The organism is Flavobacterium sp. RSB2_4_14 (assembly GCF_051547085.1).
Lineage (GTDB): Bacteria > Bacteroidota > Bacteroidia > Flavobacteriales > Flavobacteriaceae > Flavobacterium.
The window spans coordinates 327770-349619 of the sequence record NZ_JBPTTL010000002.1 but is presented as its reverse complement, the minus strand read 5'-3'; the positions used below and the strand labels follow the sequence as shown (position 1 = coordinate 349619).

Below are 21850 nucleotides of genomic sequence, written 5' to 3'. Positions count from 1 at the left end.
TGGTTAAAACAAATAAATTATTCGGTATGCAAAAATACATCACTTCAGAGGAAATAAATGCCATGGAAAAACAAATCCGTGTGCATCTTATAAATAGCTTGGGTGGATTTAAAAGTGTTTCTCTAGTTGGAACTGCTGATAAAAATGGCAATTCTAATCTGGCTATTTTTAGTTCGTTTTTTCATGTTGGAGCAAATCCGCCTTTGGTTGGATTAATTTTTCGTCCAAGTCCACCAGAACGTGATACTATGCGAAACATGATTGAAACTGGTTTTTATACCATCAATCACATCAATGAAACTATTTATGAACAAGCGCATCAAACTTCAGCACGATATGAAAGTGGAATTTCGGAATTTGATGTTACGGGTTTGAATACCGAATACAAAAATCATTTTTTTGCGCCTTTCGTTGCAGAAAGTAAGGTTCAGTTAGGAATTGAATTTAGAGAGAAAATAGATATTCATATAAATAATACCACCTTAATTATAGGTGAGATTGTTCAAATATATGTTCCAGAAGATTGTCTATACGACGATGGTTTTATCGATTTAGAAAAAGCCAATACCATAACCTGTTCTGGTTTGGATAGTTATCATAAAACCATTCAGTTAGACAGATTGAGTTATGCAAAACCTGATAAACCCATAACTTCATTACTTCAAAATTGAGTAAAAAAGCTATAAATATTGTTTGGCTCAAACGTGATTTACGTTTTACAGATCACGAGCCACTTTATTTGGCACAACAAGAAGAAATTCCGTTTCTACTGCTTTATTTTTTTGAACCATCAGTCATGAATTATGATGATTCTGATGTGCGTCATTGGCGGTTTATATATGAGTCAATTCAAGAAATGCAGTCGAAGTTAGCCACGATTTCAGCTAAGATTTATTTCTTTCACAAGGAAGTTCCATTCGTCTTTGAAGAATTGCTTAAAGTTTATGAGGTTAAAACTGTCTTTTCACACCAAGAAATTGGAAACAAAGTCACTTTTGACAGAGATATTGCTATGCAATCGTTTTTTGATGAAAATAAAATTCAGTGGAAACAATCGCAAATGCATGGTGTTATCCGAAAATTGAAATCGAGAAAAGATTGGGACAAGCGATGGGAAAATGTAATGCGAGGCGAACCTAAAATAATCGATATTCAGTCTTTACAAATAGAAAATTTAGAACCTGATTTTTACACCAAATTAAAAGGTGAAACATTACCAGAAACAATCACAATTCACAATAAAAACTTCCAACATGGCGGCGAATATTGGGCTTGGCGCTATTTAGATAGTTTTGTCAAAGAGCGTTATGTGAATTATAGCAAACATATTTCCAAACCTAATTTAAGCAGAAAAGGATGTAGCCGATTGTCTCCCTATTTGACCTACGGAAACATCAGCATGCGGATGATTTATCAATATACGAATCAGCATTATGAACAAGCTTCGAATAAAAGAGCTGTTTTGAATTTTGTTTCGCGATTGCATTGGCATTGTCATTTTATTCAAAAGTTTGAAGATGAATGCAGCATGGAATTTCGGAATATTAATTCGGCTTTTGATAGCATAGTAAAACCAAAAAACGAACTTTATATCAAAGCGTGGCAGGAAGGAAAAACGGGCGTTCCAATTGTTGATGCGTGCATGCGTTGTTTAGTCGAAACCGGTTACATTAATTTCAGAATGCGCGCTATGGTCGTTTCGTTTTTTGTTTTTAATCTATGGCAGGACTGGCTAGAATTACATTTTTTGGCACGACAATTTCTCGATTATGAACCTGGAATTCATTATCCACAAATTCAAATGCAATCGGGTGTTACAGGAATTAATACCGTTAGAATTTATAACCCGATTAAAAATTCTGAAGAACACGACACCGATGGAATTTTTATCAAAAAATGGGTACCCGAATTGGCTCATATTCCATCACATTTAATTCATGAACCATGGAAATTAGGATTAATTGACCAGCAATTGTATGGTTGCGAAATAGGAAAAGAGTATCCACATCCTATTGTGGATATTGAAGCTACTAGAAAGTATGCAAGTGATATTATTTGGGGTTTCAGAAAAACTAAAGAAGTGAAAGAGGAAGGAAAACGAATTTTAAAAAAGCATGTTTCTAATCCCAATAAAAATTCAAAAAAGAGCGTAAAGTAATGGCTATATTTTTAAAAGCAAATTGGGAAAACATCATTATGGTTAATTATGAAATTGACCCCAAAGTGTTGTTGCCTTTTTTGCCTAAAGGAGTTGAACTCGATTTATATCAAGGAAAGGCATATATAAGTTTAGTCGGTTTTATGTTTAAAAACACTAAACTATTTAATATTCCAATTCCAAAATTAGGCACATTCGAAGAAATTAATTTGCGTTTTTACGTGATTAGAAAAGAAGGCAACCAAACAAAACGAGGTGTTGTTTTTATCAATGAAACAATTCCATACAGAATTGTAGCTTGGATGGCAAATACTTTATATAAAGAACATTACACAGTAGTTCCAACAAAACATACTATCACTAAAGATGATAATAGCCAAAAAGTAACCTTTGAATGGATGGTCAATAAAAAGTGGAATAGCATTTATGTTGAAAATGCGATTGCATCTCATCAAATGAAACAACATTCGTTAGAAAAATTCATCTACGAACATTATTATGGCTATACCAAAATAAACGATAACAAGACAGAAGAATACCGTCTGCAACATCCAAGTTGGAAAATTCATGACGTCATTGATTATCAAATTACTTGTGATTTTGAAGCTATGTATGGCAAAGCCTTTTCGTGTTTGAACCATACAAAACCAGCAGCAGTATTTATTGCCGAAGGTTCAGCCGTAGCGATAGAGTGGGAGCGAACTAAATTAAAACTAGAGTATGAAAGGAGTTAAAAAGCAAAACTTACCTAGTAAAATATGTCTAGTGTGTAACCGACCTTTCACATGGCGAAAAAAATGGGAAAAAGTGTGGGATGAAGTAAAATATTGTAGTGATAAATGCAGAATGAATAAGTGATTAGTAAATATTTATTTGTGAATAACTTAATGAACCTTAATATCTTAATGGTTCAAATAAAAAGATAAAATGTCAAAAAAACTCAGATTAATTCTTGGAGATCAATTAAACAGTAATCATTCCTGGTTTGTAACCGAAGATGAAAATGTGACCTATGTTTTGATGGAAATCAGAACAGAGACTGATTATGCAACGCATCATATTCAAAAAGTAGTTGGATTTTTTGCTTCAATGCAGTCATTTGCAGACGAATTAAAATCGAAAGGACATCAAGTCATTTATCTTCATTTAAATGATAAAAATAACTTGCAATCCTTTGAAAAAAACATAGACACTATTTTAGCAAAAGATACTTTTTCTCAATTCGAATATCAATTGCCTGATGAATACCGGTTAGATGTTTTATTCAAAAATTATTGTTCTTTACTTTCAATTCCATTTCAGGTATTTGACACAGAACATTTTTATACCACGCGCGAAGAATTAGGTTCTTTTTTTGAAGGCAAGAAAACATTTTTATTAGAAAGCTTTTATCGTGCCCTTCGAAAAAAGCATCACGTTTTAATGGAAGGAGAAAAACCTTTAACGGGTCAGTGGAATTATGATGGTGAAAACCGAAAAAAACTACCCAAAAATCATAAACCAACGCCGCCATTGGTTTTTGATAATAATGTTACTCAAATCGTATCTGAAATTGCGAAAACCGATGTTAAAACCATTGGAAACATTGATGCTACCCATTTTGTTTGGCCGATAAATAGAAAACAGTCGTTGGAATTAGTAGAATTTTTTGTTATAGAATGTTTGCCTTTGTTTGGAAGTTATCAAGATGCGATGACACCCAACGAATGGTCGTTGTATCATGCGCGAGTTTCCTTTTCTATGAATGTAAAAATGATTTCGCCACAAGAAGTAATAAACAGAGCTATCAAGGAATGGGAAGATAGAAAAGACGAAATTGAATACCATCAACTCGAAGGATTTGTGAGACAAATAATTGGTTGGCGCGAATACATGCGAGGCATTTATTGGTTAAAAATGCCCGAATATGAAACGATGAATTTTTTCAATAATCAAGAAAAATTGCCTACTTGGTTTTGGACGGGAAAAACCAAAATGAATTGTTTGAAAGATGCCATCACCCAATCGTTAGATTATGCTTATGCGCATCACATTCAGCGTTTAATGATTACGGGAAATTTTGCTTTGTTGGCCGGAATTCATCCCGATGAAGTGGATGAATGGTATTTAGGAATTTATATTGATGCTATTCAATGGGTAGAAATTACCAATACACGTGGCATGAGCCAATTTGCCGATGGCGGAATTGTAGGAACAAAACCGTATGTGAGTTCGGCGAGTTATATCGATAAAATGAGTCATTATTGTGGCAGTTGTTTTTATGATAAATCTGTTAAAACGGGCAAGAAATCATGTCCCTTTAATAGTTTGTACTGGAATTTTTATGATAAAAATGAAGATAAATTAGCCAAAAATCCAAGAATTGGAATGATGTATAATGTGTGGCGAAAAATGCAACCCGAAGCAAAAGTGGCTTTATTAGAACAAGCTGATTTTTATTTAAAAAATATAGATGATTTATGAAAACAGCTATAGTTTGGTTTAAAACCGATTTAAGATTACATGATAACGAAACATTAGTAAAGGCCATTGCCAAGAGTGATGAAGTTATACCAGTGTATTGTTTTGATGATTCTCATTTTCACGAAACGGAGTATGGATTTCAAAAAACTGGCAGTTTCAGGGCACAATTTCTATTGGAAGCGGTTGCCGATTTAGATAAAAATCTACGTGAGTTGGGTTCGGGATTGATTGTTATTAAAGGTAAACCCGAAATCGAAATTCCTAAAATTGTTCAAGAATATAAAGCGTACAAAGTATTTGCCAAGAGAGAAGTTGCTTATGAAGAAAAACAAACTGATGCTTTGGTTCAAGCCGAATTGTTTAAAGTGAAATGTGAATTTGAAACCTTTAGCACCAGCACTTTGTATCATGCCGAAGATTTACCTTTTTCGATTAAAGATATTCCAGATGTGTTCAGTAATTTCAGAAAAAAAGTAGAAAAAGACTCTACTATTAGAACTGTTTTTGATAGACCAAAAGCCATCAAATCGCCAGAAATTCCCGAAGCTAAAATTCCTTCTTTGGCTGAACTTGGTTTATCGTTTTCAAAAATTGACAAAAGAGCAGCTATCATTTTTAAAGGTGGCGAAAGTGCAGTATTAAAAAGAATGAGTCATTATTTTGAAGGAACAAATGCCATTTCCCAATATAAAGAAACCCGCAACGGATTAATTGGTGCAGATTATTCCTCAAAATTTTCTGCTTGGTTGGCTTTAGGATGTTTATCGTCTAGAGAAATTTATTTTGAATTGAAAAAATATGAGTCTCAACTTGGCGCTAATGATTCGACCTATTGGTTGGTTTTTGAATTGTTGTGGAGAGATTATTTTCGGTTTATGATGAAGAAATATTCTAATAAATTTTTTCAACAAAGTGGCATTCAAGACAAAGGAATTATTGTCAATAAACACAATATTCAACAATTGCAAAGTTGGATTGATGGCACAACAGGCGTTGATTTTGTTGATGCTAATATGCTTGAATTAAAACTAACAGGTTTCATGAGCAATAGAGGACGACAAAATGTGGCCAGTTATTTCTGCAACGATTTGAAACTCGATTGGCGTTATGGTGCAGCTTATTTCGAACAACAATTAATTGATTATGACGTGTCGAGCAATTGGGGAAATTGGGCGTATCTTGCAGGTGTTGGAAATGATCCAAGAGGAAATCGCTACTTTAATATTGACAAACAAGCACAGGATTATGATAGGAATAAATCCTATAGAAAATTGTGGTTGAAAGTATAAAATTTATACTTAAAACTCTTTTATATTTGTTGCTTTATTACAAACATGGAAAAAATTTTCAACAACACACAAGTTGCTTTTGCGTTAAAAAGCGATACCGAGTTAGATAGAGCTTATTTTTTATTCAAAATGATTGCCAATGAGCCGTTAGTTCGAATCGGAACAGCAGTTACCAATTTTGCTTTGAAAGCACATTTACCTGTTGAAGGATTAATAAGGGCTACGGTTTTTGACCATTTTTGTGGGGGAACAACTGAGGATGATTGCCTTTCGGTTGTTGATAAAATGTATGTAAATGGGGTGTCATCAGTCTTAGATTATTCCGTAGAAGGAAAAGAAGAAGAAGAACAGTTTGATGCTGCCTTAGAAATGACCTTAAAAACGGTTGAGTTTGCCAAAGAAAGAAAAGCCATTCCGTTTGCCGTTTTTAAACCTACAGGTTTGGGGCGTTTTTATTTATATGAAAAAATAGGAGAGAAGCAGCCACTAACTATAGAAGAGCAAAAAGAATGGAACCGTGTAGTAAATAGATTTGAATTGATTTGCAAAACAGCTTACGAAAAGGATGTTGCACTTTTGATTGATGGAGAAGAAAGTTGGATGCAAGACGCAGCAGACGAATTGGTTACTGCAATGATGAAAAAGTATAATAAAGAGAAAGCCATAGTTTTTAATACACTACAATTGTACCGTTGGGATAGATTAGACTACCTAAAAAAATTACACAAACAAGCAAAAGAAGAAGGATTTTTTATTGGAATGAAATTGGTTCGAGGTGCTTATATGGAAAAAGAAAATAAAAGAGCCGAAGAAAATGGATATCCAACACCAATTTGTGAAAGCAAAGAAGCTACAGATATCAATTATGACACTACAGTGGAATATATGATGGAGCATTTGGACAGTATGTGCATTTTTGCTGGCACTCATAACGAGGAGAGTTCTTATAAGGTTATGGAGTTGATGAAATCTAAAGGAATTTCAAAGAACGATAATCGAATTTGGTTTGGACAATTATATGGAATGAGTGATAATATCAGTTTTAATTTGGCTTCACACGGTTATAATGTTGCTAAATATTTGCCATTTGGACCGGTTAGAGATGTTATGCCCTATTTAATTCGTCGTGCTGAGGAAAATACTTCTGTAGCAGGACAAACTAGTAGAGAATTAAATTTATTGAAAGCAGAAAGAAAAAGAAGAAAAACGGAAAAGTAATACAAAACCTCATTCATTTGAGGTTTTTTCATTATATTTTCTAGAAATGCTTAAATTTTTTAGTAGAAATATTTATCATTAGTTATCTGATGTTTAATGTATTATGTTTATATTGCTAACCAAAATTGTTCCCCAAATTAATTACTAAATATGTTCATAATGAATTGCAAATCAATACTTAAAAATATATTTATACTAGCATTTTTCTTCAATGCTATTCAAATACAATCCCAAAATTTACTGGTTAATGGTAACTTTGAATCCGGATCTGTTCTTGGTTTCTTTTCAAATGGAGCTGGATATACGAGACTTACGCCACCTTTTTCTGGCTCAACAAATGCTGGAAATTGGGCATTGACTACAAATCCACAGTTAATCAATACAACTTCTTTTGTTTCATCAGGAGATCATACCTCTGGAGCGGGTTTCATGATGGTTATTGATGGAAATACAACGGGTGGACAACAAAATTTTTGGGAAGCAGGAAATGGTGGCGGTGGAGTTTGTGGTTTGACTATTGGTTCAACTTATACTTTTAGTTATTGGATTAGATCTGTTTACGGACCAGTATCAGGAACTCCAACACCAGCCATTATTGGGGTTCAAATTTTAAACGCAAATTCAGTTACACTTGTTTCAGGTAGTTTAACTGCTCCTCCAACAGCAAATGGTTGGCAACAAGTGGTTTTCACTTTTAGACCTAATGGTAGTTGTGTAAATATTAAATTATTCAATAACAATACTAATTTTGATGGTAATGATTTTGCCATTGATGATATGTCGGTAACAGCAATTGCTAACAACGGTCAATTAGGTTTTTGTTCAGGAAGTAAAGGTGAACCGGTTTTTAAAGAAAATTTTGGAAGCGGAACAAACTATGGACCACAACTGCCGGCGGGAACAACAAACTATACATACGTTGGTAGCGGATTTCCACAAGATGGACAATATACGTTGAATTACATAACTAATTTGATTCCAAATTCTCAAAACTGGCATACTTCTTTAGACCATACACCAGATACTGAAATCGATGGTACAAATGGCAAATCATTGATTGTGAATGCAAGCTTTACAACTGGCGAATTTTTCAAAAGAACGGTAACTGGATTGTGTATAAACACAAGATTTGAATTTTCGGCTTGGGTATTGAATATCTACAATTCTGCATCTGGAGGATGTCCTGGAACTGGAATCCCTATCAATATTAGTTTCGAGATATGGAATGACACCGAAACTGTACTTTTACAATCTGGAAATACGGGAGATATTGCAGGAACGCCAACACCAAACTGGATACAATATGGGTTGGTATTTACTACAACAAACCAAACTTCTGTAGTTCTAAAAATGAAGAATAATGGAGCTGGTGGATGTGGTAATGACTTAGCCATTGATGATATCATGTTCCGTTCTTGCGGTGATTTGACTACAGTTTCAAGTCCTTCAGCAATAGGAACCACTTATAGCATTTGTCAAGGATCTAGTCCAGTAAACATTACTCTTCAAGCTAACACGTCTGGGACTTCTAATTATTTTTATCAATGGCAACAAAGCTCAGATAACATCACTTGGACTGATATTCCAGGAGCGAATTCAACAACTTACATTACTCCTGGGATTACTTCTCAAAGATATTACAGAACCAAGGTGGCGCAAGATATAGCCAATTTAAATAATAGTTTCTGTTCAACAATATCCGACATTTTTACAGTTTCCTTTTTACCTTCACCAAATCCACCTACAAGCAATGGCAACGTTACAATTTGTGCTAACCAAACCATTCCTGTTTTATCTGTTACAGCTAATGCAAATCTTGGAGTAAATTGGTATGATGCAGCAACAGGTGGCAATTTATTGCTTTCAAATTCTCTCAGCTATTTACCCACAATTGCGGGGACATATTATGCCGAAACATTCACTTTGAGTGATAATTGCAGAAGTGCAACAAGGACTCCTGTTACATTAACAATAAACCCACTACCAATAGCTATAGTGTCTGTTACACAACAACCAACTTGTACAATAAATACTGGGACTATTGTTTTTACAAGTCCAACAAATACAGGACCGTTACCAACGCCATCAGACTTATTTATTTCAGAAGTGACAGATGAAGATGTAGGCTCATTAACCTATATAGAGATTTATAATGGTACTGGCGCTCCAAGAAATTTATCAAGTTATAAACTCAAAATTTATAATAATGGAAACACATTCACCTCTTGTGAGTTTCCATTAACAGGAATATTAAATAATAATTCGGTTTATGTAATATCTGTGGGCAGTGTTACAAATCAAGGAGGTGTTGTCCCAAATTTAGTAGTTGCTTCCTGTGCAGGAGTAAATAATAATGATAATATTAGATTAACTTCTAGTACGGATATTGAAATAGATATATGGGGAAGAACAGATGGTGTTGTTTTTACGCCCGCAAACCTTCCGGGTTTTACATACAGAAGAAATGTAACTGCTCCACATCCATCAATGACATGGAATCCTGCTGATTGGACTGCTTTAGATCCACAAGATTATACAAATGTGGGGTCATATTCGTATCAATTAAATAATTATCAATACAGTGTTAACGGAACGACTTATCAAGCGAGTCCAACATTTATAGGGTTGGTTCCAGGAACTTATAATGTGACAGTTAAAGATTTAGTTTCTGGTTGTATTTCAACTCCAATTGCTTTAGTAGTAAATCCAATTCCAACAATTGCTGCACCAACAGTCACTCCAATAACCTATTGTCAAAATGCTGTTGCTTCACCTTTAACAGCTACGCCAAGTACTGGAGGAACTCTAAACTGGTATGGAACAAATGCTACTGGAGGAACTGCTTCTGGAACAGCTCCAACTCCATCAACGGCAACAGTAGGAGTTACAACCTATTATGTAAGTCAAACAGTTGGTGGTTGCGAAAGCCCTAGAGCTGCAATTGTAGTAACAGTTGGAAATCAAGCACCAACGCAACCACCATCTTTATTTTGTGATACAGCAAATTCAACGGCAACTGCTGTAGCTTTTGATTTTAATAATATCGGTCAAACTAGTTTTACCTATAGTTATTCTATAAATGGTGGACCTATAGTTACGGGTTCATTAGTTTCTCCATCCAATTTTGTTGTGAATGGAGTAACACCGGGTCAAACAGTTACCTTTACACTTACATGGAATGGCGTTTGTACCCCAAGTCAAACAGCTTCTACAGTAGTACCAACCTTCAATCAAGTTGGACCTATTTGTTCAGGACAATCACTATCACCATTACCAACAACCTCTTTAAACGGTAAGGTAGGAACGTGGTCACCTGCATTAAATAACACGGCAACTACTACCTATACATTCACACCCAATGTGGCGCAATGTGCTTCAATAGCAACAATGACAATTGTTGTGAATCCAAATACCAATCCAACCTTTAATCCTGTAGCTCCAATTTGTAGCGGACAACCTTTGAGTGCATTGCCTACTACTTCATTAAACGGAATAACGGGAACTTGGTCACCAGCATTGAATAATACCACAACAACTACTTATACTTTTACACCAACAGCAGGGCAATGTAGCGCAACAACAACGTTAACAATTACAGTTAACCCAAATGTTACTCCAACATTCAATGCGGTTGCTCCAATATGTTCAGGACAACCTTTGAGTGCACTACCAACAACTTCATTAAATGCAATAACGGGATCGTGGTCACCAGTATTGAATAACTCTGCAACAACTACTTATACTTTTACGCCAACTGTTGGACAATGTGCTACTTCAACAACTTTGACTATTACGGTTAACCCAAATGTTACTCCAACATTCAATCCAGTTGCTCCAGTATGTTTAGGACAAACTTTGACTCCATTACCAACAACTTCATTAAATGGAATAACAGGAACGTGGTTACCAGCATTGAACAATACGGCAACAACTACTTATACATTTACACCAACAGTAGGACAATGTAGTACTACTGCAACGTTAACAATTACAGTTAATCCAAATGTTACTCCTACATTCAATCTTGTTGCTCCAATTTGTTCTGGACAAACATTGAGTCCACTACCAACAACATCTCTTAATGGAATATCAGGAACGTGGTCACCAGCATTAAATAATACTGCTACAACAACGTATACTTTTACCCCAAATACAGGTCAATGTGGTTTGTCTACCACTTTACAAATTCTTGTAAATCCTAATACTATTCCAACTTTTACTACAGTTCCGCCTACTTGTACTGGTTCAGTTATAGCGCCACTACCAACAACTTCATTAAATGGAATAACAGGAACATGGTCACCAGCATTAAATAATACTGCAACAACAACTTATACATTTACTCCTAATGCAGGTCAATGTGCCACCTCAACTACTTTAGTAATTACAATTTTGCAAAAAGTTACTCCAACTTTTAGCCCTGTTCAACCTATATGTGCCGGCGCAACTTTAAACCCATTACCAACAACCTCTTTAAATGGAATTACAGGAACGTGGTCACCTGCTTTGAATAACACGTCTACGACTACATACACATTTACTCCAAATCCAACTGAATGTGCTAACCCAGCCACACTCCAAATTGTAGTTGTTCCGCAGATTGACCCAGTACTTTCTATCGTTGAATCTTGTAATGCTAATTCAGTTACGGTTACTAATCCGATAGGTTTAAATTATCAATATTCTTTGGATGGCAATCCTTATCAAACTAGTCCAGTATTTTTTAATCTTACCGCTGGTAACCATTCAATAGTTGCCCAACAAATAGTAGCGAATTGTTTTTCAAATCCAACTAATTTTGTAATTAATCCTGTTATTAATGATATTGTTGTCAATCCAAATCCGCAACCACTGCGCGAATGTGATGCCAATAATGATGGATTTGCAGATTTTGATTTGACACAAGCGATAAACAATATTACGGGCGGTGTTTCATATACAGTGACTTTTCATGAAACTATTACAGATGCTAACATTGATGGAACAGCTATTCCAAATCCAACAGTCTATTCAAATATCAACCTTTGGACACAAACTATTTATGTAAGAGTCGAGTCTATTACCACAAGTTGTTATGAAGTAGTCCAACTCCAATTAATCGTCGATCCAACGCCAGAAGCCACCACACCATCACCATACGCACTATGTGATTACACAGGCGCTACAGGATTTGAGAGTTTTGACTTAACCACTACGGTACCACAAATATTAGGCAGTATCAACCCAGCACTAACCACAGTAACTTTCCATACCACCCAAGCCGATGCCAATGCAGACACCAATGCCATTAGCAATGTAACGAGCTACATCAACCAAACCATTTGGAACCAAACCCTGTATGTTAGAGTAGAGACTATCGCTACAGGCTGTTATGATACTGTGGAATTAAACTTAATCGTTAACCCAATTCCAAACTCCCTACAACCGAACTACCCACAATACTCCTTATGTGATTACATAGGAGCCATAGGCTTTGAGACCTTTGACTTGGCGTCACAAGTAGCTCCAATTTTGTTAGGACAAACCGGAATGAGTGTTACCTTCTATCCAAGTCTGACCGATGCACAGAATGGTACCAATGCCATTACCAATTTACAATACCAAAACCAAATCATTTACGTTCAAACGTTAGGCGTAAAAATCACCAACACCAATACCGGTTGTTCGGTAATCTCTACGATGGACATCAGAGTAGAACCACTGCCAACACCAATCCCACCAACACAACCTTACACACTTTGTGATGACAACCAAGACGGCTTCACTAGCTTTGATTTAACCACACTAATCCCCGACCTATTACAAGGCGCTGTATACACCATCACCTTCCATGAAACCCTATCCGATGCACAATTGGGCAGCAGTCCTATTGACACCACACAACTTTATGACAACATCAATCCGTTTGTACAACTACTCTACGTAAGAGCCGTTGACCCCAACACTGGCTGTTGGAGTGTCATTACCATAGAACTCAATGTAAACCCAAGCCCAATAGCCCCAGTAGCCTTAAACAACATCGTGGTGTGTGATGATGACAACAACCCACAAAATGCCATTACTGGAGTGGATTTAACCCAACGCACCCCAGATGTGTTAGCCCAACAACCCGCTACAGGCAGTTACACCGTTACCTACTACAACAGTCAACTCGCAGCGCAAGACGGTACAGCACCGATTATACCTGCTACGAACTACATAGGAGCTAATGGAGAGACCATATGGGTTAGAGTAGAAGACAACGCCACGGGATGTTACAACCTAGGAAGCTTCCAGTTAGTCATCAATACCCCATTACAACTCACCACACCAGCGCCATTGAGTGTTTGTGATGACGATGCCAATCCTAATAATCAATTCCACAGTTTTGATTTAACCGTAAAGACAGCCGAAATCACCCAAAACTTACCAGGTTATACCGTAAGCTATTATCCAAGTTTGGCAGATGCCCAAAACAACACCAATGTGATTACCACCCCAACAGCGTACACCAATATCTTCCCAGCAGTACAAACCTTAGGCGTAGTAGTTACCACACCAGCACCAGCCAACTGTCAAAGCATAACTACCTTAGACATTAGAGTATTGCCAGTACCCACACCACGCACCAATCCACCTAGTTTAGGCGCCAAGTGTGACGACAACAACCCAGGCGATTTATTGGAAATCTTTAATCTAACCTTAAATGCCGCCTATATTGCCAATGGCGATCCGAATGTTACCCTACATTATTTCCCAACGCTAGCCGATGCCCAAAACAATGTAGTGGCCAATGAAATACTTACCCCAACAGCCGCATTAGTAGGTGGTAACGTATGGATACGTGTAGAGAACAACAGAGTAGACTACCAAGGCAACCGTTGCGCAGTACTAGTAGAACAACCGCTAACCGTAAATCCATTACCAACGGTTATCCAACCACTAGCACCGTATAGAGTATGTGATAATGATGCCGATGGTATTGCCATTTTTGATATGACCGATCCACAATTGGCGACCGCTATTTTAGGCACTACCCAAAGTCCATCCAACTTTACCATTACCTATTATGCTACCGCACAAGGAGCCAACCCAGTAACCAATACCGGTCAAACCCCACTGCCAGCAAACTATCAAAATACCACACCTAATACACAAAACATCTACATCAGAGTAGTGAACAATGCCACAGGATGTGTTAATGCCACAGGCGTATTGACCTTAGCCGTAGAAGAGTATGCACAAGCGACAGGACCACAAACCTTTGCCAGTTGTGACGATTATCTTGATCCATATGACGGCGTGTACCAATTGGATTTAACCCAATACAACACCGCCATCCTAAACGGACAAAACCCAGCCATTTTCCTCATTAGCTACTATCATACCCAAGCCGATGCTATAGCAGGCACTAATGCCATACCATTAGCCCAAGTTCAAGCCTATATCACCACACCAGACACCGATCAGATATGGGTGAAAGTAGAAAACAGCAGCAACACCATCACACCGTTGTGTTATGCCTTAACAACTATAGACATCACGATAGAGCGTTACCCGAACCCTATTATCACTACACCAAACGGCGTAGATACCATCTGTGTGGACTATGCTAGCAATGTAGTCGTACGACCACTCACTTTGAACAGTGGTATCACCAATGCATCGGCCTATACCTTTGAGTGGTTTGAAGACAACTCCACCACACCAATTACAGGCGCTACAGGACCAACGTATACTGTAGACACCGCATCACCAACAGGTGCTACCCGAACCTACACTGTAAGAGCCACTAGTGTTAGTCCACTAGGATGTGCCACAACATCGGCAGCATTATCCGTGATACAATCAGGACAAGCCGCTATACCAGCAGGCACAGTAGGGTATACCGTAACCAATGCGTTTACCACTAGCCAAATCATAACGGTAACCATAGAAGGCTATGGCACGTATGAATACAGTTTAGACGATGGACCAAGACAAACGAGCAATATCTTTGAAAACGTATCCTTAGGCAGTCATGTCATCCATGTTTGGGATACCGAAGGCGGCATTTACAGTTGTGAAGAACTGATTATCCAAGACGTTCAAATCATCGATTACCCACATTACTTCACCCCAAATGGAGATGGTATACACGACACTTGGAATATTGTTGGACTAGCAGGACAACCGTCAGCTAAGATCTACATCTTTGACCGCTACGGAAAACTAATCAAACAACTTAGTTCCACAGGAACTGGATGGGATGGTACCTACAACGGTCAACTACTACCTTCAACGGATTACTGGTTTAGTGTAGATTATGTAGAACAAAACGTAGCCAAACAATTTAAAGCGCATTTCTCACTGAAGAGATAAAGATATAAGTATGTAAATCAACAAAAGAGCCACTCATTAGAGTGGCTCTTTTGATTTTATAAAGTAAAAATAAATTTACTTTTGATTATAAACTTGTAAAGCATCTTTTAAGATAGCTACAGAACGAATTAAATCATCTTTCTTCAAAACATAAGCAATTCGAACTTCATCCAAGCCTACATTAGGTGTGGAATAAAAACCTGCCGCCGGAGCAACCATAACAGTTTCACCATTATTGTCATAGGTTTCTAATAGCCATTGGGCAAAATCATCAGCATTTTTTACAGGTAATTTGGCTATACAATAAAAAGCTCCTTTTGGAGTAGCTACTTTTACACCTTCAATTTTTTGTAATTCAGCAATTAATGTATCTCTTCTGTCTTTATACTCGGCAATAACATCATCAAAATAACTTTGTGGAGTTTCAAGAGCCGCTTCACTTGCAATTTGAGCATAAGTAGGTGGACTTAATCTCGCTTGTGCAAATTTCATAGCAGTTGCCATCAAAGCTTTGTTTTTTGATACAATACAACCAATACGAGCACCACACATACTATATCTTTTGGAAACAGAATCAATCATGATAGCATGTTCTTCCAATCCGGGAACATTCATTACAGAATAGTGTTTATCATTTTCATCATAGATAAACTCTCTATATACTTCATCGGCTATCAAAAACAAATCGTGTTTCTTAACCAATGCTGCCAATTGCATGATTTCTTCTTGAGAATACAAATAACCAGTTGGATTTCCTGGATTACAAATCAAGATAGCTTTTGTTTTTGGGGTAATCAATTTTTCAAAAGCAGCAATTGGTGGCAAAGCAAACCCTTCATCAATAGTTGAAATAACAGGAACTACTTTTACACCCGAAGCGGTTGAAAATCCATTATAATTGGCATAAAAAGGTTCAGGAATGATAATTTCATCACCCGAGTCCATAGTGCTTCCCATAGCAAAAAGCAACGCTTCCGAACCACCTGTTGTAATGATGATATCTGCTACATCTATTGGCAAACCATGTGCTTTATAATAAGCAGACAATTTCGTTCTGTAACTTTCAAACCCTGCGGAATGACTGTATTCTAGTACTTTTAAATCGGCATTTTTTACCGCATTCAAAGCAACATCAGGAGTTTTAATATCAGGTTGACCAATATTTAAATGATAGACTTTGTGACCTTTCTTTTTGGCAATTTCGGAGTAAGGAACCAATTTTCTAATTGGTGATTCAGGCATTTGCTGACCTTTTAATGATATCTTAGGCATGATGAATTTATTTGTGGTGCAAATTTGCGACTTTTTTAGTTTGAAAACAATCTCTTTTTTGTTTTAACAATTGTTAAAAAATAGGTTCAGACTATTCTTTTTTATTAAATTTATAAAAAATCAGTACCAATGAGAATTGTTTTTGCGTTTTGTCTATATTTTGTTACCTATTTGACTTGTTTTAGCCAATCTAATTTTCAAATAGCAAACGATAAAAAGAAAATCGTTATTCCCTTCAAACTTATTAATAATCTCATTTTTATCCCTATCAATCTCAATGGTGAATCGCTTACTTTTCTGCTAGATACTGGAGTGGAACAAACCATTCTTTTTAGTCTGGACGATAAAGAGCAAGTTAGTTTATTTCATCTCGAAAAAATAAATCTAAATGGTTTGGGAAGTAATGATGCGATTGAGGCCTATAAATCTTCTGAAAACAAAATGGAAGTTAACGGTTATGTCGATTATGCTCATGTTATATATTTAGTTCTTGACCAAGAATTTAATTTCTCCTCTCAGGTTGGAATTCCGGTAAACGGGATTATGGGGTATCATTTCTTTAGGAATCATCCTATCGAGATTGATTATGAAAGAAAAAAGATAATCGTGTATTCCACAACCAATAAAAAGCTTTCCAAAAAACTAAAACGAAATTTTAAAAAAGACTCTATTTCCATAGAAGAAAACAAACCCTACTATATTTCCAATGTAACCACAACAAATTTAAATTATCCTTCTAAAATGTTACTGGATACCGGTAACAGCGATGCTATTTGGCTGTTTCTTAACAAACCAAGTCTGTTGCAATTACCTCCCAAAACCATTCAAGACTACTTAGGAAGAGGGTTTAGTGGCAATGTGTATGGACAAAGAGCAAGAATTCCAAGTTTCACTTTTGGCAGTAAAACATTTGAAAATGGCATTGGAACCTTTCCCGATTCGACTTCTGTCAAAAGTGTCAATTTTGTAAAAGACCGCGCAGGTTCAATAGGAGGAGAGGTACTTTCGAGATTTCAAATTGTCTTTGATTACCCCAATGGGAAACTGTATTCAAAACCAAATTCAAAAAGCAACGAGCCATTCAACTTCAACATGAGTGGTATTGAAGTGCAACACGACGGGTTAGAGTGGGTGAAGGAAACCTATGAAGACAGCCAAAGTAAATCCTCTACTGTCTATAATGGTTATGCTAACGACTCGCGTTTCCAAGACAATCTAAAAATAAAATTTGAGCTCAAACCTATTTTCAGAATTTATAATGTAAGAGCAGATTCTCCTGCAGCATTGGCCGGATTAAAAACAAAGGACAAAATCATAGCCATCAATAAACAAAAAGCGCATACGCTTTCCATCGAAAAAATTAATGAACTTCTCAAATCAGAGGAAGGGAAGACGATTGAAATAGAAATTGAAAGAAGTTCGAGAGTCTATACTTTTAAATTCCAATTGAAAAAGATACTATAAAAAAAAGTCCTCTCGTTTTTTGGAACTAGAGGACTTACTATTATTGCATCATCGGGCTTTTTGTCTTTTTCTCTAAGAGGTTTTCGACAGGTTTCACAACCACCTCGCCTTTAATCTTCAAAACCACACGACCTTCTTCGGCGTTGACAGCATTCGTCTCAACGGTAATCGTTTTTCTAATCGGTCCCGGATTCATATTGTATTTCACATCAATTTTTCCCGTTTTTCCCGGTTCAATCGGCTCTGTAGGCTTGGATGGAACGGTACAACCACACGTCGACTGCACATTGATAATAATCAACGGAGCATCACCCGTATTGGTGAACTCAAAAGAACGCACACCATTATCATCCTCTTTATTCACCTTACCATAATCAATGGTATTGTCTTTATCCTTAAACTCAATTCTCGGTCCAATTTGGGCGAAAACTGCAGCATTGATAAGGATTGCCGTAATGAGTAAAACTTTTTTCATAGGTCAAATTTTAATATTTGGTTTAGTAAAAATACTCTGTTTAAATTAATACACAAAAATTTAATTCTTAATTTTTTCTAAAGTCTTTATTAATTACTTTTGCAGTATAGTTTACAAAAGGCATGCCAATATAATTTGGAGCGAAAGGACAGTGTGTTTCAGCGTTCCATATTCCCGTTTTTCGTTGCAATAACTTTGTCAAAGTTTTAAACTTTGACAAAGTTGATTTCCACTTCAATCGGGGCTAAAAGAAAAGCGTAGCGCACTTTTGTAATCTAAAAATTAATAGCAAAATCAATTACAATTACAATAACAAAAATCATCATTCAAAAATCGTTAATCTTACATCCCCAATCAAAAATCTAATATCTAAAATCTGAAATCAAAAATCATATGATTCCCGCACAATTCAACGCCGCTGCAGTAGAGAAAAAATGGTACGACTACTGGATGAAAAACAACTATTTTCATTCTAAACCCGACCATAGAAAGCCATACACCATCACCATTCCACCTCCCAATGTGACTGGAGTGTTGCACATGGGACACATGCTCAACAACACCATTCAAGATGTGTTGATTCGTCGTGCTCGTTTGAAAGGGTTTAACGCTTGTTGGGTTCCAGGAACCGATCACGCGTCTATTGCTACAGAAGCAAAGGTGGTTGCCAAGTTAAAAAGCGAAGGAATCAACAAAAACGATTTAACCCGAGAGGAATTCCTCAAGCACGCTTGGGATTGGACCAACAAATATGGTGGCACTATCTTGGAGCAGTTAAAACAACTGGGTTGTTCTTGTGATTGGGATAGAACTAAGTTCACTATGGATGCCGATATGTCAGCTTCGGTGATTCGTTCTTTTGTGGATTTGTATAACAAAGGGCAAATCTATCGTGGGTATCGCATGGTCAATTGGGATCCAGAAGCCAAAACTACCTTATCGGATGAAGAAGTTATTTATGAAGAACGCCAAGGGAAACTATACCATTTAAAATACCAAATCGTAGGCAGTAATGAGTTTGTAACCATTGCTACGACACGTCCAGAAACTATATTGGGCGATACTGCTATTTGTATTCATCCCGATGATGAACGCTACCAAAATTTGAGAGGTAAACAAGCTATTGTGCCTATTTGCAACCGTTTTATTCCTATCATCTTTGATGAATATGTGGATATGGAATTTGGTACCGGTTGTTTGAAAGTAACTCCGGCTCACGACATCAATGACAAAGCTTTAGGCGAAAAACATAACCTAGAAATCATCGATATCTTTAATGATGATGCCACGCTCAATTCCTTTGGGTTGCACTATCAAGGCAAAGACCGTTTTGTGGTGCGTGAAGAAATTGCTCGTGAACTAGAGGATATCAACGCCTTAGAAAAAATAGAAAACCACCTCAACAAAGTAGGTACTTCCGAAAGAACCAAAGCCGTTATCGAGCCACGCTTGTCTGACCAATGGTTCTTGCGCATGGAAGATTTGGTAAAACCAGCCATCAAAGCGGTATTGGAAACCAAAGAGATTAAACTATATCCTGCTCGTTTTGACAATACCTATCGTCATTGGTTAGAAAACATCCGCGACTGGAATATTTCGCGCCAATTGTGGTGGGGACAACAAATCCCAGCGTACTATTATGGAGAAGGCAAAGAAGATTTCGTAGTAGCCGAAAATATTGAAGACGCTTTAAAGCTAGCTCAGGAAAAAACTTCCAACTTCCAACTTCGTACTTCCGACTTACGTCAGGACTCTGACGCTCTCGACACTTGGTTCTCTTCTTGGTTGTGGCCTATAGCGGTTTTTGGTGGTATTATGGAACCCGAAAACGAAGATTTCAAATACTATTATCCAACTAATGATTTAGTTACCGGTCCCGATATTTTATTCTTTTGGGTGGCTCGTATGATTATTGCAGGCTATGAATATACCGGTCAAAAACCATTTAGCAATGTGTATCTAACTGGATTAGTGCGCGACAAACAACGTCGTAAGATGTCAAAATCGTTAGGGAATTCTCCAGAACCGTTGGAACTGATAGAAAAATTTGGTGCCGATGGCGTTAGAGTAGGGTTGCTGTTGAGCGCTTCTGCCGGTAACGACATTATGTTTGACGAAGAATTGTGCAACAATGGTAAAGCCTTTGCCAATAAAATATGGAATGCCTTCCGATTAATCAAAGGATGGGAAGTAGCCGATATTCCTCAACCCGAAAGTTCCAAAGTAGCTATTGCTTGGTATGAAGCCAAGTTGCAACAAACCTTAGTAGAAATTGAAGACCATTTCGAGAAATACCGTTTGTCTGATGCGTTGATGAGCATTTACAAATTGGTTTGGGATGATTTCTGTTCTTGGTTCTTGGAAATGATAAAACCGGCTTACCAACAACCGATAGACCGCGCTACTTTCAATAAAGCGATAGAAATGCTCGAGGCCAACTTGAAACTGTTGCATCCCTTCATGCCGTTCTTAACAGAGGAAATTTGGCAACACATTGCCACGCGTACTCCAGAGCAAGCATTGATTATTGCGGAATATCCTGTTATGACTTCTTTTGATGCGGAACTCATTGCCGATTTTGATTTTGCTGCCGAAGTAATTGCCGGTGTACGAACCATCCGCAAAGACAAAAACATCGCCATGAAAGATGCGGTAGATTTGAAAGTGGTGAATAACGAAAAAGTTTCCTCCTATTTTGATTGTGTGATTATGAAACTGGGCAACATCACTTCATTGGAATACATTACAGATAAGATAGATGGCGCGTTGACCTATAGAGTGAACTCCAACGAATATTTTATTCCTGTTTCAGGCAACATTGATATTGCTGCCGAGATTGCCAAGCTAACCGAAGAGTTGAAATATACCCAAGGTTTCCTTCGCAGTGTGCAAGGTAAACTAGCCAACGAGAAATTCGTGGCTGGCGCACCACCACAAGTCATAGACAACGAGCGTAAAAAAGAAGCCGATGCTTTGGCGAAGATTGCTACTATTGAGCAAAGCTTGGCGAGTTTACAATAAAAAGTAACTCTTGTTAACCCTTTAAGTATAAGTATTTAAAAACGTAGGTTCGAGTGTCTCGATTTTTATCGGGATTTATCGAGAACCGTTTTAAATCCAATTTTCCTTGTAATCAATACAATTTTCTTCCAATACCGAAGTCTCGGTTAT

General features: G+C 37.0%; 12 protein-coding genes. 10 read left to right on the top strand and 2 right to left on the bottom strand.

Features of this window, described 5'->3' with window-relative positions:
• Positions 1–26 precede the first annotated feature (26 nt).
• From ACSVH2_RS07525 to ACSVH2_RS07490, 8 genes are all read left to right on the top strand, one after another.
• The gene (locus tag ACSVH2_RS07525) at positions 27–671 is read left to right on the top strand and encodes a flavin reductase family protein (protein WP_438092547.1); all 645 of its coding nucleotides are present in this window, start codon (positions 27–29) and stop codon (positions 669–671) included.
• Positions 668–2158 carry a deoxyribodipyrimidine photo-lyase/cryptochrome family protein gene (locus ACSVH2_RS07520; RefSeq protein WP_438092546.1) on the top strand — a complete coding sequence of 497 codons (1491 nt, stop codon included), beginning with the start codon at positions 668–670 and terminating at the stop codon, positions 2156–2158. The genes ACSVH2_RS07525 and ACSVH2_RS07520 overlap by 4 nt, the downstream gene beginning before the upstream one ends.
• Entirely contained in the window at positions 2158–2892 is a 735-nt protein-coding gene (locus ACSVH2_RS07515) for a YqjF family protein (protein ID WP_438092545.1), read from the top strand. Before ACSVH2_RS07520 ends, ACSVH2_RS07515 begins: the two co-directional genes overlap by 1 nt.
• Positions 2879–3016: a DUF2256 domain-containing protein gene (locus tag ACSVH2_RS07510; protein ID WP_438092544.1), complete on the top strand. Its 138-nt coding sequence runs from the start codon at positions 2879–2881 to the stop codon at positions 3014–3016. Before ACSVH2_RS07515 ends, ACSVH2_RS07510 begins: the two co-directional genes overlap by 14 nt.
• Positions 3017–3085: 69 nt before the next feature.
• Positions 3086–4621 (top strand): cryptochrome/photolyase family protein, encoded by a 1536-nt coding sequence (locus tag ACSVH2_RS07505; RefSeq protein ID WP_438092543.1) that lies wholly within the window; start codon positions 3086–3088, stop codon positions 4619–4621.
• Complete coding sequence (locus ACSVH2_RS07500; protein ID WP_438092542.1) at positions 4618–5910, top strand: DASH family cryptochrome; 1293 nt, start codon at positions 4618–4620, stop codon at positions 5908–5910. The genes ACSVH2_RS07505 and ACSVH2_RS07500 overlap by 4 nt, the downstream gene beginning before the upstream one ends.
• Before the next feature lie 45 nt (positions 5911–5955).
• A complete protein-coding gene (locus tag ACSVH2_RS07495; RefSeq protein WP_438092541.1) occupies positions 5956–7128 on the top strand; it encodes a proline dehydrogenase family protein in 1173 nt (390 codons plus the stop codon).
• A gap of 159 nt (positions 7129–7287) precedes the next feature.
• The gene (locus ACSVH2_RS07490) at positions 7288–15468 is read left to right on the top strand and encodes a T9SS type B sorting domain-containing protein (RefSeq protein ID WP_438092540.1); all 8181 of its coding nucleotides are present in this window, start codon (positions 7288–7290) and stop codon (positions 15466–15468) included.
• Positions 15469–15543: 75 nt separating this feature from the next.
• On the opposite strand, the gene ACSVH2_RS07485 is transcribed toward ACSVH2_RS07490, so the two are convergent.
• A complete protein-coding gene (locus ACSVH2_RS07485) occupies positions 15544–16740 on the bottom strand; it encodes a pyridoxal phosphate-dependent aminotransferase (protein ID WP_438092539.1) in 1197 nt (398 codons plus the stop codon).
• A gap of 129 nt (positions 16741–16869) precedes the next feature.
• Here ACSVH2_RS07485 and ACSVH2_RS07480 point away from each other — a divergent pair, with 129 nt between their 5' ends.
• Positions 16870–18204 carry a PDZ domain-containing protein gene (locus tag ACSVH2_RS07480; protein WP_438092538.1) on the top strand — a complete coding sequence of 445 codons (1335 nt, stop codon included), beginning with the start codon at positions 16870–16872 and terminating at the stop codon, positions 18202–18204.
• A 40-nt stretch (positions 18205–18244) separates the two neighbouring features.
• On the opposite strand, the gene ACSVH2_RS07475 is transcribed toward ACSVH2_RS07480, so the two are convergent.
• Positions 18245–18679: a DUF1573 domain-containing protein gene (locus ACSVH2_RS07475; protein WP_438092537.1), complete on the bottom strand. Its 435-nt coding sequence runs from the start codon at positions 18677–18679 to the stop codon at positions 18245–18247.
• A gap of 393 nt (positions 18680–19072) precedes the next feature.
• Here ACSVH2_RS07475 and ACSVH2_RS07470 point away from each other — a divergent pair, with 393 nt between their 5' ends.
• Positions 19073–21700 (top strand): valine--tRNA ligase, encoded by a 2628-nt coding sequence (locus ACSVH2_RS07470; protein WP_438092536.1) that lies wholly within the window; start codon positions 19073–19075, stop codon positions 21698–21700.
• Positions 21701–21850 lie beyond the last annotated feature (150 nt).